General features: G+C 63.1%; 12 protein-coding genes. 4 read left to right on the top strand and 8 right to left on the bottom strand.

What is annotated here, in order from left to right; genetic code table 11:
* The 4 genes from ACI5KX_RS08270 to ACI5KX_RS08255 form a co-directional block, all read right to left on the bottom strand.
* Entirely contained in the window at window positions 1-1,524 is a 1,524-nt protein-coding gene (locus tag ACI5KX_RS08270; protein WP_406810195.1) for an XrtA system polysaccharide chain length determinant, read from the bottom strand.
* 16 nt (window positions 1,525-1,540) lie between these two features.
* Window positions 1,541-2,164 carry an XrtA/PEP-CTERM system exopolysaccharide export protein gene (locus ACI5KX_RS08265; RefSeq protein WP_406810194.1) on the bottom strand — a complete coding sequence of 208 codons (624 nt, stop codon included), beginning with the start codon at window positions 2,162-2,164 and terminating at the stop codon, window positions 1,541-1,543.
* 206 nt (window positions 2,165-2,370) lie between these two features.
* On the bottom strand, window positions 2,371-3,603 hold the full coding sequence (locus ACI5KX_RS08260; RefSeq protein ID WP_406810193.1) for a pyridoxal-dependent decarboxylase, exosortase A system-associated: 1,233 nt from the start codon (window positions 3,601-3,603) through the stop codon (window positions 2,371-2,373).
* Entirely contained in the window at window positions 3,600-5,156 is a 1,557-nt protein-coding gene (locus tag ACI5KX_RS08255; protein WP_406810192.1) for an acyl-CoA ligase (AMP-forming), exosortase A system-associated, read from the bottom strand. Before ACI5KX_RS08255 ends, ACI5KX_RS08260 begins: the two co-directional genes overlap by 4 nt.
* An 89-nt stretch (window positions 5,157-5,245) precedes the next feature.
* Between ACI5KX_RS08255 and ACI5KX_RS08250 the strand changes: the two genes are divergently transcribed.
* The 4 genes from ACI5KX_RS08250 to ACI5KX_RS08235 all read left to right on the top strand — a co-directional run bounded on the left by ACI5KX_RS08250 (window position 5,246) and on the right by ACI5KX_RS08235 (window position 8,115).
* Window positions 5,246-6,205: a GNAT family N-acetyltransferase gene (locus ACI5KX_RS08250; protein ID WP_406810191.1), complete on the top strand. Its 960-nt coding sequence runs from the start codon at window positions 5,246-5,248 to the stop codon at window positions 6,203-6,205.
* A gap of 162 nt (window positions 6,206-6,367) precedes the next feature.
* Window positions 6,368-6,634 carry a phosphopantetheine-binding protein gene (locus ACI5KX_RS08245; RefSeq protein ID WP_406811342.1) on the top strand — a complete coding sequence of 89 codons (267 nt, stop codon included), beginning with the start codon at window positions 6,368-6,370 and terminating at the stop codon, window positions 6,632-6,634.
* A 9-nt stretch (window positions 6,635-6,643) separates the two neighbouring features.
* Window positions 6,644-7,327, top strand: coding sequence for a hypothetical protein (locus ACI5KX_RS08240; RefSeq protein WP_406810190.1), 684 nt, complete (start codon window positions 6,644-6,646; stop codon window positions 7,325-7,327).
* A complete protein-coding gene (locus ACI5KX_RS08235) occupies window positions 7,324-8,115 on the top strand; it encodes a hydrolase 1, exosortase A system-associated (RefSeq protein ID WP_406810189.1) in 792 nt (263 codons plus the stop codon). Before ACI5KX_RS08240 ends, ACI5KX_RS08235 begins: the two co-directional genes overlap by 4 nt.
* Here the strand turns inward: ACI5KX_RS08235 and ACI5KX_RS08230 are convergent.
* The 4 genes from ACI5KX_RS08230 to ilvD are packed head-to-tail and all read right to left on the bottom strand — an operon-like array spanning window position 8,112 to window position 12,750.
* Window positions 8,112-9,308 carry a class I SAM-dependent RNA methyltransferase gene (locus ACI5KX_RS08230; protein WP_406810188.1) on the bottom strand — a complete coding sequence of 399 codons (1,197 nt, stop codon included), beginning with the start codon at window positions 9,306-9,308 and terminating at the stop codon, window positions 8,112-8,114. The genes ACI5KX_RS08235 and ACI5KX_RS08230 overlap by 4 nt on opposite strands.
* Window positions 9,305-10,693, bottom strand: a complete 1,389-nt coding sequence (locus tag ACI5KX_RS08225; protein WP_406810187.1) for an NAD(P)H-hydrate dehydratase — start codon at window positions 10,691-10,693, stop codon at window positions 9,305-9,307. Before ACI5KX_RS08225 ends, ACI5KX_RS08230 begins: the two co-directional genes overlap by 4 nt.
* Window positions 10,686-10,979 (bottom strand): hypothetical protein, encoded by a 294-nt coding sequence (locus ACI5KX_RS08220; RefSeq protein ID WP_406810186.1) that lies wholly within the window; start codon window positions 10,977-10,979, stop codon window positions 10,686-10,688. The genes ACI5KX_RS08225 and ACI5KX_RS08220 overlap by 8 nt, the downstream gene beginning before the upstream one ends.
* Window positions 10,980-11,034: 55 nt before the next feature.
* Window positions 11,035-12,750 (bottom strand): dihydroxy-acid dehydratase, encoded by a 1,716-nt coding sequence (gene ilvD / locus ACI5KX_RS08215; RefSeq protein WP_406810185.1) that lies wholly within the window; start codon window positions 12,748-12,750, stop codon window positions 11,035-11,037.
* Window positions 12,751-12,785 lie beyond the last annotated feature (35 nt).

The following is a 12,785-nucleotide window of genomic DNA, read 5'->3' as shown; positions in this document are numbered from 1 at the left end:
TCACGCCACCGACCCGACCGAGACGACCTCGATCGCGAGCAGAATTACGAACACGCCGACCAGCCCGGCGCAGGCCCCGGCAAATTGCTTGAGGCGGCGCTGTTCGAGCGTGCGCGCGGCGTCCGAAATGGTGAGGGAAATCGACCCGATCACGGGCATGTCGAAGGTACGCTCGAGCCCCTGAGGCGTCGAATAGCTCGATTTGAGCTTGCCGAGACCGTAGGCAGCGCCCGCCCCGGCACCGAGCCCGACGATCAGCACGCCGAGCAAGAGCAGCGGACGGTTCGGCGCGGCAGGCTTCTGCGGCACGACCGGCGGGTCGATCAGATCGAACTTGTACTGGCTGGTCTCGTCGACGACATTGCCGCGCGTGCGGATCTCCTCGCGATCCTGCAGCCGGTCCTCGTAATTCTTGCGCAGCACTTCGTAATCGCGGCTGATGCGGTTTGCTTCGGCGGCGACTTCAGGGCTCGATGCCTGGCTCGCCATGAGCGATGCGATTTGCGACTGCACAGCCGCCCGGCGCGCCTGGAGCGAATCCACACTGGCCTGCCGATCCGCACGGATTGCGAGCAGCGAGGAATAGGCAGGGTTCGGCGTACCGCCGAGATTGTCAGGCCCGGCGGCGGTGACCTGCTGCTGGAGCAGCTCGACCTGGCGCAGGGTCGAGGCGACATCGGGATGTTCGTCCTTCAGGCCCCGCGAACGAAGCGATGCGAGCTGGTTTTGCGCCTGCATCAGGGCAGCCTTGGGACCGACCGCGTTCTCGCCGGTGACGATGGTGCGCGGTGTCCCCGCAAGCTGGCCGTTGATCGCCGCCAGCGCGCTCGTCGCAGCGGCGAGATCGGCGTCGATGTCGCGGAGCTCGGTACGCGATTGCTGGATCTTGGTCGTCAGCGTGGCCGAGCCACCGATAAGGTCGGGATACTGCGCCTCGAACGCAAGCCGGCGTTCCTCGGCGGCTTCGAGTTCCTTCTTGCGCTCATCAAGCTGGTCGTCGAGCTCGGCGATCGCCTTGTTGATTTCGGCCCGGTTGCCCGAAATGTGTTCCTCGCGGAAGATGTCGAGAAGCTTCTGCACGACATTGCGCGAGAGCACTGCGTTCTCAGCGTCGGACAGGTCGCTCTTCCCGACGGTCGCGACGATCTCGAACAGGTTGTCCTGCTGGCTCGTGACCTCGACGTGCTTGGCAAGGTCGGCCACAGCCGCATCCATCTGTGCGGTTTCGATCACTTCCTCTCCCAGCTTGGTCGAGGCGATGACCTTCTGGAGGTTCTTGGTGCTGACCAGAGTCTGGCGCACCCGCATGATCTCTTCCTTGCCGTCGCCGGCAATTCCGAGCTGCTCGGAGAGCACATCGTCGACATCGACGTAGATGCGCGCCTTCGATTCATACGCATTCGGGATCAGCGAGACGGCGAGCCAGCCCAGCAGGCACACGCCCCACGCAACAGCAATCGCGATCCAGCGGCGATGCCAGACCGAGTAGAGCGCTGCGCGCAGTTCTTCGACGATCTCGTTCATCTGCCGGCAGCGCCCCTCAGAAGCGGCTTTCCGGGATAATGATCACATCACCCGGCTTGAGCATCACATTTGCGCTGCTGTCGCCGCGTTTGAGCAAATCGGCGAGCCGCAAGCGGTATTCCTTCTGGGACTTGTTGGAGCCCTCATAGCGCAGCAGCTTGGCGCTGTTGCCAGCGGCGAATTCGCCGAGGCCGCCAACCGCGATCATCGCATCAAGCACGGTCATGTTGGCGCGATAGGGCAGCGAAGCAGGCTTGTCAGTCGAGCCCACGACCCGGATTTGCTGCTCGAAAGTGCTGACGAATTCGTTGACGATCACCGAGACGATCGGCTGCTCGATGTACTGCTCGAGTTCGCCGCGGATGTCGTCCTGCAATTGGGTCGGGGTCTTGCCGACTGCGGTCATGTCGCGCACGAGCGGCATGGTGATCCTGCCATCGGGCCGAACCTGGATTTTCTCCGCGCTCAGTTCCGGATTGCGCCACACGTGAATGGTGATCTCGTCAAGCGGGCCGATGATGTATTCCTCGCTCGGCGCCTCGGGAGCGGCAGAGTAGGTCGCGGGCGGAAGTTCGGGTCCGGTACCGGCACAGCCGGCGAGCGCGACGGGAACGAGAGCGATCCCTGCTAGACGGGTCATAGACGACGAATTCAGCATCGATGGTATTCCTTGGCCTAGGCATGCGATGGCACGATGCGGGATGCAGGAGCGACCTGCGGCACCGGGCCACGCAAATGTCCCGGCTTCTCTCGCCGAAAATGGTGAACAATGTGTTAGTAATAGAGGGCGAATTGGGTCCCCATCCCGTTACGGGACAGCGGTTACCCAACCGTTAACACCCTTAACTAGACGAGCATCTCGGCTGCCGGTCCGTGACCAAGAAATGCCGATGGCGAAGCCGTCGCACCGTAAGCCCCGGCACAGAAAACCGCGACGAGATCGCTGACTTCGGCATGCGGAAGGCGTGCAAGGTCGGCGAGCCGGTCGAGCGGCGTGCACAGGCAACCGACGACATTGACGATCTCATCCGGCTCCGCGTCGAAGCGGTTGGCGATGGCAACGGGGTAGTTGCGGCGAACAACGGTTCCGAAGTTGCCCGAGGCCGCGAGTTGGTGGTGCAACCCGCCATCTGTCACGAGATAGGTCACTCCATGGCTGTCCTTGCGGTCAATCACGCGGCACAGGTAAACCCCTGCCTCTCCGACCAGGTAGCGTCCGAGTTCGACGCAGAGCTCAGTGTCGGCAAGCGCAGCCGGAAGACCGGCAACGCGCTCGTGGAGCGCTTCCCCCACCGCCAAGAGATCGAGCGGCTCGTCTCCCGGGAAATAGGGAATGCCGAAACCCCCACCCATGTTGAGTTTGGGAAGCGGCTCGCCAATTTCTCCTGAGAGTTTATCAGCCAATTCCAGAACATTAGACTGCGCTTCTACGATTGCTTCTGCGCTCAGCGCCTGGCTGCCGGTGAAGATGTGCAACCCGCGCCATTCGGCCCCTTCGGCGATGACGTGCTTTGCAAGCCCTGGGACCTTGTCGGCATCGACGCCGAATGGCTTTGCGCCGCCACCCATTTTCATTCCCGATCCCTTGAGCTCGAAATCGGGATTGACCCTGATCGCTATGCGCGGCGATTTGCCGATGCGCTGGCCGATCGCGAGCGAGCGCTCTGCCTCTCCCGCAGACTCGCAGTTGAGCGTGACGCCCGCGGCTATCGCTTCTTCAAGCTCCTCGTCGCGCTTGCCCGGCCCGGCGAAACTCACCCGTACCGGATCGATTCCCGCCTCGGCGGTCATTCGTAGCTCCCCTGCCGAGGCGATATCGAAACCGTCGACCAGCGGCGCCATGTGGCGGATTACGTCGGGATGCGGGTTGGCCTTGATTGCGTAGTTGATCCCAATCCGCTGCGGGAGTGCAGCGCGCAGCTGCGCCACCCGCGCATCGAGCAGGTCACGCGAATAGACGAATAGCGGCGTACGCCCGGCCTTCGCCACCAAATCGCTGGCCTTGTGCCCGCCAATCGCGAGCTCGCCGTCGATGGCCCGATAGCCTGACGGAATGGGCCCGACCGGTTTCGCTTTCATCCCCCTACCCCCTCGGTGAGTTCGCGATAAAGCGCGGCCCGGTCGATCTTGCCATTGGAGTTTAGCGGCATGGCATCGCGCCAGTGGATAATCTGCGGCTGCATGAAATTGGGAAGTTCCTGTTTCAAAAGCTTCGGCAGTCTCGCTTGCTCTTCGGGATCCTCCGTGCCTCGCACGACGAGATGAACCGCGTGCCCGAGCCGTTCGTCGGGAACACCCAATGCGACCGCTTCGGCAACGAGATCGGTCGCGATTGCCGCCTCCTCGATCTCCTGCGGACTGATGCGGTTGCCTGCGCTCTTGATCATCGCATCGCGCCTTCCAACGAAATAGAGCAGGCCATTTGCATCGCGCCTGACGCGGTCTCCGGACCAGACCGAGGTTCCGCCGTAATGCGAGGCATCGGGCGCTGGCTTGAAGCGGACCGTCGTTCGTTCGGGATCCTGCCAGTATCCTTGCGCCACCAGCGGCCCGCAATGGACCAGTTCGCCTTCCACGCCCGGCTCGGCAATACCGCCCTCATCGTCGATCACGAGGATTTCCGCGAAAGGAATCGCCTTGCCCATCGAAGTCGGGTGCGTATCGACCAATCCCGGGTCGAGATAGGTCGAGCGGAAAGCCTCTGTGAGCCCGTACATGGGATAGAGATCGGCCTGTGCGAAGATCCGCCGGAGGTCTTCGACCAGATCGACCGTCAAAGCGCCGCCGCTGTTGGTAAGCCGCCGCAACGGTGTACTGGCCTCGGACGGCCATTCGATCTCGGTCAATTGCACCCACAGCGGCGGCACCGCAGCGAGCGTCGTAATCGCATGTTTTGCACATGCCTTGACGACGTCCTTCGGAAACAGGAAGTCGAGCGGGACCACGCTTCCGCCCGCAAACCACGTCGAAAGCAGCTGGTTCTGGCCGTAGTCGAACGCAAGCGGAAGCACCGCGAGTGTCACATCGTCGCGCTTCATCTTGAGGTAATGCGCGACGCTGACCGCGCCGAGCCAGAGGTTGGCGTGGCTCAGCATCACGCCCTTGGGCTTGCCGGTCGAGCCGCTGGTGTAAAGGATCGCAACCAGTTCGTCGGGATCGGCAGCAGACGGACCCAGCCCCAACCCTGCGTCCTTGGCCAGGCCGAGTGCTTCGTTTTCCTCGAGGGCACGGCAGATTGCGGGCAGGTCGCCGTCTGCGAAGGTAGCGATCCGGGCCTTTGTCCCGATAACCATACTCGCCTCGCTGTCGGCGAGGATATGCGCCGCCTGCGCACGCTTGAGCAGCGGATTGATCGGCACATGCACGAGCCCGGCCCGGGCAGCCGCCAGCGGCAACAGGCAGGTGAGCTCGCCCTTCGCCGCCCAACTCGCAACCCGCGCGCCTTTCTGGGGCACTTCCCGCGCCAGCCATCCGGCAAGGCGATCCACACGCAGTCTTAACTCATCGTGGTTAAGCACCTCGTCGCGCAGAACCAGCGCCGGAAGCGCTCCGTAGCCGCCCTCGCCCGCCAGTTCGGCAAGGTGGTCGAGCGGACGAGGCACGGGATTCAGGTGTTCTGGGCTGGAAGGCATGCAATTCCGGTGGAGCAAATCGGGTGATCGAAGCGAGGTATCACGATAGCGTTAACGTCTTGCAAGGCCTGTCTTTGCAGGACGGCGCCGTGGAAGCCGCTTCTCCCTTCGACCGGGCCGACTGGTACGAACTGCTCGCCGAGGCCGGACTTACCCCGTTGATCGCCATTGCGAGCGACGCGGATGCGAGCGCGGCGCTGGCACTGACCGAAGAAGAAGGCCGCATCGTCCCGCTGCGTAACTGGTACAGTTTCACTTGGCGCCAACTCGCGCCTGAAGGGGAAGCCGGCGACCGATTACTGGTCGAAATCGCCCGGCAGCTCAAGAAGCGCGGTCATCGCGTTACACTCGAACCGGTGCCCGAGGAAGACGGATCGGCAAGCCGGCTCGCAAAGGCCTTCTCCAAGGCAGGATGGCAGGTGGACATTAACGCCTGCGATACCAACCACATCCTCAATGTCGGTGGGCGCAGCTTTTCGGAATATTGGGCCTCCCGCCCCGGCCCGCTGCGCACGACACTCAAGCGCAAAGCCAAAAAGGTGGCGATCACGATCCTCACCGATTTCGACGCCAAGGCATGGATGCACTACGAGCGGATATATTCGGAAAGCTGGAAGCCCGACGAAGACCATCCCGATATGCTGCGCGCCTTTGCCGAACAGGAAGCCCGCGCGGCACGCATGCGGCTCGGTCTGGCGTTGCATGATGGCGAGCCAATCGCCGCTCAGTTCTGGACGGTCGAGAACGGGACGGCCTTCATTCACAAGCTCGCCCATCTCGAAAGCCACAAGCAGCTATCGGCAGGAACCACGCTTTCGGCGGCGCTGTTCGAGCATGTGATCGATGTCGACGGCGTGTCGCTGGTCGATTTCGGAACGGGCGACCAACCTTACAAGGCGGACTGGATGGAAGAAACGCGCCCGAGATACCGGGTGGATTGCATCGACCCGAAATCGCCCAAAGGCTGGATAGACCTGGCAAAACGGGCCGTCCGCAGGCTGCGCGCGGACCAAGACCCTACGCTTGCACGCATGCCTGTGGGTGGCTAAGGCCGCGCTCCTAGATGGGCGCAAAGGCCTGATGCCCTGGCGCCAAACAGTTACCGCCCTCAGCAAGGGATCACAATTGGCATGAGCACCAATCCGGTCGGAGCCGATACGACAGACGGTGTGGCGCATGATGCAGCCGCGTCCGACGATGCCTCGCTTGGCATGAGCCGCGTCGCGATCGATCGGCAGCTCAAGGCGATTCTCGTCGCGGTCCTTGGCATCGACGAGCAGCAGGCTGCCAGTTTCTCCGACGAAACCGGTCTGTTCGGGCATCTGCCGGAACTCGATTCCATGGCAGTTGCGGGTTTGCTAACCGAAATGGAAGACCAGCTCGACATCGTGATCGAGGATGACGATGTCGACGGCGAAATGCTCGAAACCTATGGCGGGCTGCTCGCCTTTGCCGAAGCCAAGATCACCGAGGGCTGAGCGCTTCCGGTGATCCGGACTTGGCCCTGTCCCCTGCCCGGCGGCAAGACCTCCGAAGAACTTGTCGTAAGCCATGGCCCGGACGAAGGGACGATCGTTCTCGTCATCCCGCCTTTGTTCGACGAGCACAACAAGATGCGACGCCAGCTGGTCGAGGTCATGCGCCGCCTCTCAGAAGCCGGGATCGGAACACGGCTTCCCGATCTCCCGGGCTGGAACGAAAGCACTCGCCCCCTGGCAAATCAGAGCCTCGCGCATTGGCGCGAGGCGATCAGGGAGGCTGCCCGGATCCACGATGCCACGCGGTTCCTGGCTGTGCGAAGCGGCGCACTGATTGCGCCTTCTGAGATCAAGGGATGGCTCTACGCCCCGCAATCCGGCCCCAAATTGCTGCGCGCGATGATCCGCGCCCGGGTCATCGCAAGTCGCGAAGCAGGCACAACCGAGACCAGCGAAAAACTCAACGAGTTGGGGCGTACTGCCGGGGTGACGTTGGCTGGCTGGTACATTGGGCCGGAATTGTTCCGCGAGCTCGAAACGGCGGAAATCCGCGAGTCCTCGGACCACGTGGGAATCAGCCAACAACTCATCGGCGGCCCTCCCTTGTGGCTGAGGGCCGAGCCCGCCGAGGATCAAGTTCAGGCCGACTCACTCGCCACGGCCATTCTCGAAGAACTGGCAGCGCCGGAATGACCCGCCTCCACCTCGATTTCGGCTGCGGGAGCCTAAAGTTGGCCGGCACGATCGACCAGGCACCTGCGACCACGGGATTGCTGATCGTGACCGGAGGTAACGAGATCCGATCAGGAGCTTTCTCGGGACAGGCGCACCTCGCCGCGAGGATCGCAGCCAAGGGTTTTCCCGTGTTTCGCTTCGACCGGCGCGGCGTGGGCGATAGCGAGGGCGAGAACCGGGGATTTCGGCGCAGCAGGCGCGACATCGAATCCGCACTCGAGGCTTTTCGTGCGCTTGCACCGCAGATCGAACGCGTGATCGGTTTCGGCAATTGCGATGCCGCCTCGGCGCTTATGCTCATGGGGGGCACCGGGTTCGACGGGCTGGTCCTGTCCAACCCGTGGACGATCGAAGAGGACGTTGCGACAGACGCTGCGGATGGCACGCCTCCTCCCGCGGTCATTCGCGCGCGGTATGCCGAGAAGCTGAAGAAGCCCGGCGAATGGGCGCGGCTCTTCAAGGGCGGTGTGGATCTGCGCAAGCTCGCGCGAGGACTTTTCAGATCGGTAGCTCCCCCGGAGACTTCCTCCTCGCTGGCCGAAGAGATGCGCGAAGGTTTGAACGGTTTCGAAGGACCTGTTCGGATTCTGCTCGCAACCGCCGACCGGACCGCGCAGGTGTTCGAGACGCATTGGCAAGGCGACAAGAGTTGTATCGCGCGATGCAGCGGTGCGGGACATGCCTATGTCGATCCCGCGCACCGGAAATGGCTGGAAGAGCAGGTACTCGCCGCGTTGAGATCCTAACGCTCGAACAGGCTCACGAGTTCGACATGGGTCGACCAGCGGAATTGGCCGACCGGACGGAGCCTGGTGAGCCTGAAGCCGGCCTCCACCAATTGCGCCGCATCGCGCGCCCAGCTCGACGGATTACAACTGACATAGACGACGCGCGGAAGCGTGCTCGCCGCTATTTCCGAAACCTGCGCTTTCGCCCCCGCTCGCGGCGGATCGAGCAGCGCCGCTCCGAAGCGGCTCAGTTCATCGGCCTGAAGCGGATTCCTGAACAGATCGCGATGCATGGCATGGACCGACCCGCCCGCTCTCAATGCAGCAGCCTTGCAAGCGAGGTGGGCTGCCTGGTCCGCCTCCGCCGCGAGGACCTTGCGCCCCTTGCGCAGAGCAAAGGCGAAGGTGCCGAGACCGGAAAACAGGTCAGCGACAATCCCTGCATCGCCGACCCAGTCATGGGCATCATCAATCATCCGCGCCTCGGCATCGCGCGTTGCCTGAAGAAAGGCTCCGCTCGGCATCGAAACCGGAATGCCCGAAAGGGTCACGGTTACCGGCTCGGGCTCCCACACCGTCTCCGGCCCGAAGTTCTGATCGATCGTGAGGCGCGCGAGTTTTCTCTCGCGAGCGAAATCGAGCGCAGCTTCGATCGCCGCCAATCCTTCGAGCGGAAAGTTGGTAAGGGCCGCATCAAGCCCCTGATCGCACAACGAGAGTTGCGCATCGACCGCCCCCTTGCCTGGTCCGTGCTCGGCGATGAAGCTGCGCAAGGGCGCAACCAGTTCGAGCAGGCCCGGGTCGATAACATGGCATTCGGACAGATCGACGATCCGGTGCGATCCCGCCTCGCGATAGCCGAGCACAGCGCCCTTTTGGGTGCGCATTCCGTGCAGCGTCGCGCGGCGACGGGAGCGTGGTGGGGAGAGGTGAACGGGAAGCACTTCTCCGATTTCCAGCCCCTGACCCTTTGCGGCGTTCACCACACGGTCGTGCACGAAAGCGGACAGGGTCTCCTCGTCGGCATGCTGTAAATGGCACCCGCCGCAGGCGCCGAAATGGCGGCATGGTGGCTCGACGTGGTGCGGCCCGTGCTCGACGATCCCGTTTTCATCGACGCGGTCGCCCGGCAGCGAACGGCGCACATGCCGACCTTCTTCAGTCACGCCATCGCCCTTTGCGGCCAGTCTGACGATGTGTTCGAGGGTCACAGACACGCCCGGTAGGCAGTCGCTACCTGATGGGCAAGCTCGTCGGCGGTGAAGACCGGACCACACCTTCGGGCCGCCTCGCCATGCAGCCAAGCCGCCTCGCAGGCAGCTTCGAATGCTTCGCTTCCGGTCGCCATCCGGCTCACAGCAATTCCGGCGAGCACGTCGCCGGTGCCCGCGACAGATAACCAGCTCGGCGCAGGCGGGGCGATGACAAGTCGGCCATCGGGTGCCGCGATAAACGTGTCGGGTCCTTTGGCGCAGATCACCATGCCGCTGGCCTTGGCGAGCGCAATCGCGCGGTCACGACGCCCCTCCGCGATGACCGCGAAGGTGCGACAAAGCCTTACTAGCTCCCCATCGTGCGGTGTGACCAGGATGCGCGCGCCATCGGCAAGCATATCGCCTTCGAGCAGGATCAAAGCGTCTGCGTCGAGGACACAAGGTCGATCAGCGTTCAGGACCGCCCGCAGCTTTGCCCTCGCCTGATCCTCGCGACCAAGGCCGGGACCGACCAGAATTGCGGCGATCCGAGGGTCCGAAACGGCTTCATCGATAGGCGCGCCCTCGCAAACCAAAGTGGGATCAAGCGAAAGGTGGTCCTCGGCGAGCAGCTTCACATATCCGGCACCAGCACGTTGCGCCGCCATTGCAGAAAGGGTCGCAGCCCCCGGCATCGCACCGCCGACGATGGCGGCCAGTCCGCGCGAATACTTGTGCGCATCGACCGCGGGAGCAGTCAGCCTTGGCCGCTCAACGATCTCCGCCGCACCCTCGGTCGGCGTGACGCCGATCGGCACAAACCGCCTCGTTCCCATGATGCTTCGCGCCGGGAGCGTCCAATGGGCGAATTTCCAGGCCCCCAGTGCAAGGGTCACGTCGAAAGCGGGCAAGCGATCATTGAGCAGTGCCCCGCTATCGCTTTCGACGCCCGAAGGGAGATCGACTGCGACACAGTGGTGATGATGCGCCGCAAGATCGCGCAGGAGCAGTGCATGCTCGCCGGATAGAGGCCGCGACAGGCCGGAGCCGAACAGGCAATCGACGAACAAGCCGCCGCGCACGCCCTCACCCGAAGTCGAAACGGAGCCGCCCCACGCCTTGCGTGCGTTCTTTGCAGCATCGGTCGCCGGCTCCATGGGCGCTACGACCCTGACCTCATTGCCGAATTCGCGCATCCGGCGGGCGATGACATAGCCATCGCCGCCATTGTTTCCGGGGCCGCAAAGAACCGTGATCGAGCGTCCCGCAGCGATCCGCCTGATCCACTCCGCCGCCCCGCCCGCAGCGATCTCCATCAATTCCTCGACCGACGAGCCGGCATCGAAGATCGCCTGCTCGGCGGCCTGCATCTGGGCGACGGTGAGGATTTGGCGATCAGTCATCGTGTGTGGGTTCAATCAACTGCACCGGGAACTTGTATCGTTCATTCGCAAGGCCAATTTCGACCATGCCCGGTTCCATATCGAAGGCACGAAGTCCAATCTCGTTCGACCCGTCGGCGGGCCGAATTGCCATATGAGGTGACACCTCGGATGGATCGCGAACGAAGCGACGGAATCCTCCGTCGGGCTGATGGACGACGAATTCACTGACGGAAACGCGCTCCAAAGTGCAGACACTGGCATACTTGGCACCAGGACCAAGGGCGCATTCGATAGTGTCGCCCACCTGTTGGGCACCTTCCGCTGTGCATCCGAGCAGCGTCGCTGCAGCGATCGCCGCGCTAGATATCCGCAAACACATGCGTTTCGCTTTTCGCGCCCGGATGGGTGAGCGCACCCTTGCTGGCCGGACCGACGTTCTGTGCGTAGCGCCACAGCGCGCCCGACTGGTAATCGTTGGTGCGCGGCCGCCATGCCTTTCGGCGCTCTTCGAGGACGTTCTGGTCCACCTCAAGGTCGATTGTGCCGCTTTCAGCATCGATGCTGATCGTGTCGCCGTCCTCGACGAGCGCGATCGGGCCGCAATCGGCGGCTTCGGGGCCGACATGGCCGATGCAGAACCCGCGCGTCGCACCCGAGAAGCGCCCGTCGGTGATCAGGGCGACCTTTTCGCCCATGCCTTGCCCGTAAAGCGCTGCGGTGGTGGAAAGCATTTCGCGCATGCCGGGGCCGCCCTTTGGCCCTTCGTACCGGATGATAATGACGCAGCCCTCGGCAATGTCGCGGTTCTCGACCGCTTCGAACGCGTCTTCCTCGCAATCGAACACCCGCGCCGGACCGGTGAATTGCAGCCGCGCCATGCCTGCAACCTTCACGATCGCTCCGTCAGGCGCGAGAGAGCCCTTCAGGCCGACCACACCGCCTGTCGGGGTGATCGGGGCTTTCACGTCGTAGAACACCTTCTGGTCCGGGTTCCAGGTGATCTCCTCGATATTTTCGCCGAGCGTCTTGCCCGTCACGGTCATCGGCTCAGGATCGAGGAATCCGCCGTCCAGCAGCGTCTTCATTCCCATGTAGACCCCGCCCGCTTCGTGCATGTCCTTCGCGACATATTTCCCGCCGGGCTTGAGATCGGCGATGTAGGGGGTCGACTTGAAAATCTCGGCGACGTCGAACAGGTCGAAATCGATCCCGCACTCGCTCGCCATGGCCGGTAAATGGAGTGCGGCATTTGTCGAACCACCGGTCGCAGCGACAACGCGCGCGGCGTTTTCGAACGCGGCGCGGGTGCAGATGTCGCGGGGTCGCAGGTTGCGCTCGAGCAACGCCATCACCTGCCGTCCGGCAGCGCGCGCGATCTCTTCGCGCGACTTATAAGGAGCGGGTGACATGTTGCTGTTGGGAAGCGATAATCCGATCGCCTCGCCCACGCAGGCCATCGTGTTCGCGGTGAACTGACCACCGCAGGCTCCGTGGCCCGGACAGGCGACCTTTTCGAGCTCGATCAGCTCCTGTAACGGACAATTGCCCGAAGCGTGCTGGCCGACCGCTTCGAAAACATCGACCACAGTCACGTCCTTGCCGTGGAATGTCCCTGGAAGGATCGAACCGCCATAGACAAAGATCGACGGCACGTTGAGCCGCAGCATCGCCATCATCATGCCGGGCAGGCTCTTGTCGCAACCAGCGAAACCGACGAGCGCATCATAGCAGTGCCCGCGCACCGAAAGCTCCACAGAATCCGCGATCACCTCGCGGCTCACCAGAGAGCTTTTCATCCCCTGATGACCCATGGCGATGCCATCGGTGACCGTAATCGTGTTGAACCGTCGCGGCGTGCCCCCGCCCGCTTCCACTCCCTCGCGGCAGATATTCGCCTGCGCGTCGAGCGTGGTGTTGCAAGGCGCGGAATCGTTACCCGCCGAAGCGACCGCAACGAATGGACGACCGATCTCTTCCTCGGTCATCCCCATCGCGTAATAATAGGAACGGTGAGGCGCGCGTTCGGGTCCGACCGAAACGTGTCGCGAGGGCAGCTTGGATTTGTCGAAAGACATTTTGTTTCCCGTCAAAAGCGTTTCGGGAAACAGCC

The sequence above is a fragment of the Erythrobacter sp. GH1-10 genome (genome assembly GCF_045363165.1).
Lineage (GTDB): Bacteria > Pseudomonadota > Alphaproteobacteria > Sphingomonadales > Sphingomonadaceae > Erythrobacter.
The sequence above is the reverse complement of the archived record's forward strand: the minus strand, read 5'-3'. Positions and strand labels throughout refer to the sequence as shown.

What these genes read in the sequence shown, in the direction of transcription:
- ACI5KX_RS08270 (WP_406810195.1), bottom strand. Translation starts at nt 1,524, where the DNA reads ATGAACGAGATCGTCGAAGAACTGCGCGCAGCGCTCTACTCGGTCTGG.
- ACI5KX_RS08265 (WP_406810194.1), bottom strand. Translation starts at nt 2,164, where the DNA reads ATGACCCGTCTAGCAGGGATCGCTCTCGTTCCCGTCGCGCTCGCCGGC.
- ACI5KX_RS08260 (WP_406810193.1), bottom strand. Translation starts at nt 3,603, where the DNA reads ATGAAAGCGAAACCGGTCGGGCCCATTCCGTCAGGCTATCGGGCCATC.
- ACI5KX_RS08255 (WP_406810192.1), bottom strand. Translation starts at nt 5,156, where the DNA reads ATGCCTTCCAGCCCAGAACACCTGAATCCCGTGCCTCGTCCGCTCGAC.
- ACI5KX_RS08245 (WP_406811342.1), top strand. Translation starts at nt 6,368, where the DNA reads ATGAGCCGCGTCGCGATCGATCGGCAGCTCAAGGCGATTCTCGTCGCG.
- ACI5KX_RS08235 (WP_406810189.1), top strand. Translation starts at nt 7,324, where the DNA reads ATGACCCGCCTCCACCTCGATTTCGGCTGCGGGAGCCTAAAGTTGGCC.
- ACI5KX_RS08225 (WP_406810187.1), bottom strand. Translation starts at nt 10,693, where the DNA reads ATGACTGATCGCCAAATCCTCACCGTCGCCCAGATGCAGGCCGCCGAG.
- ilvD (WP_406810185.1), bottom strand. Translation starts at nt 12,750, where the DNA reads ATGTCTTTCGACAAATCCAAGCTGCCCTCGCGACACGTTTCGGTCGGA.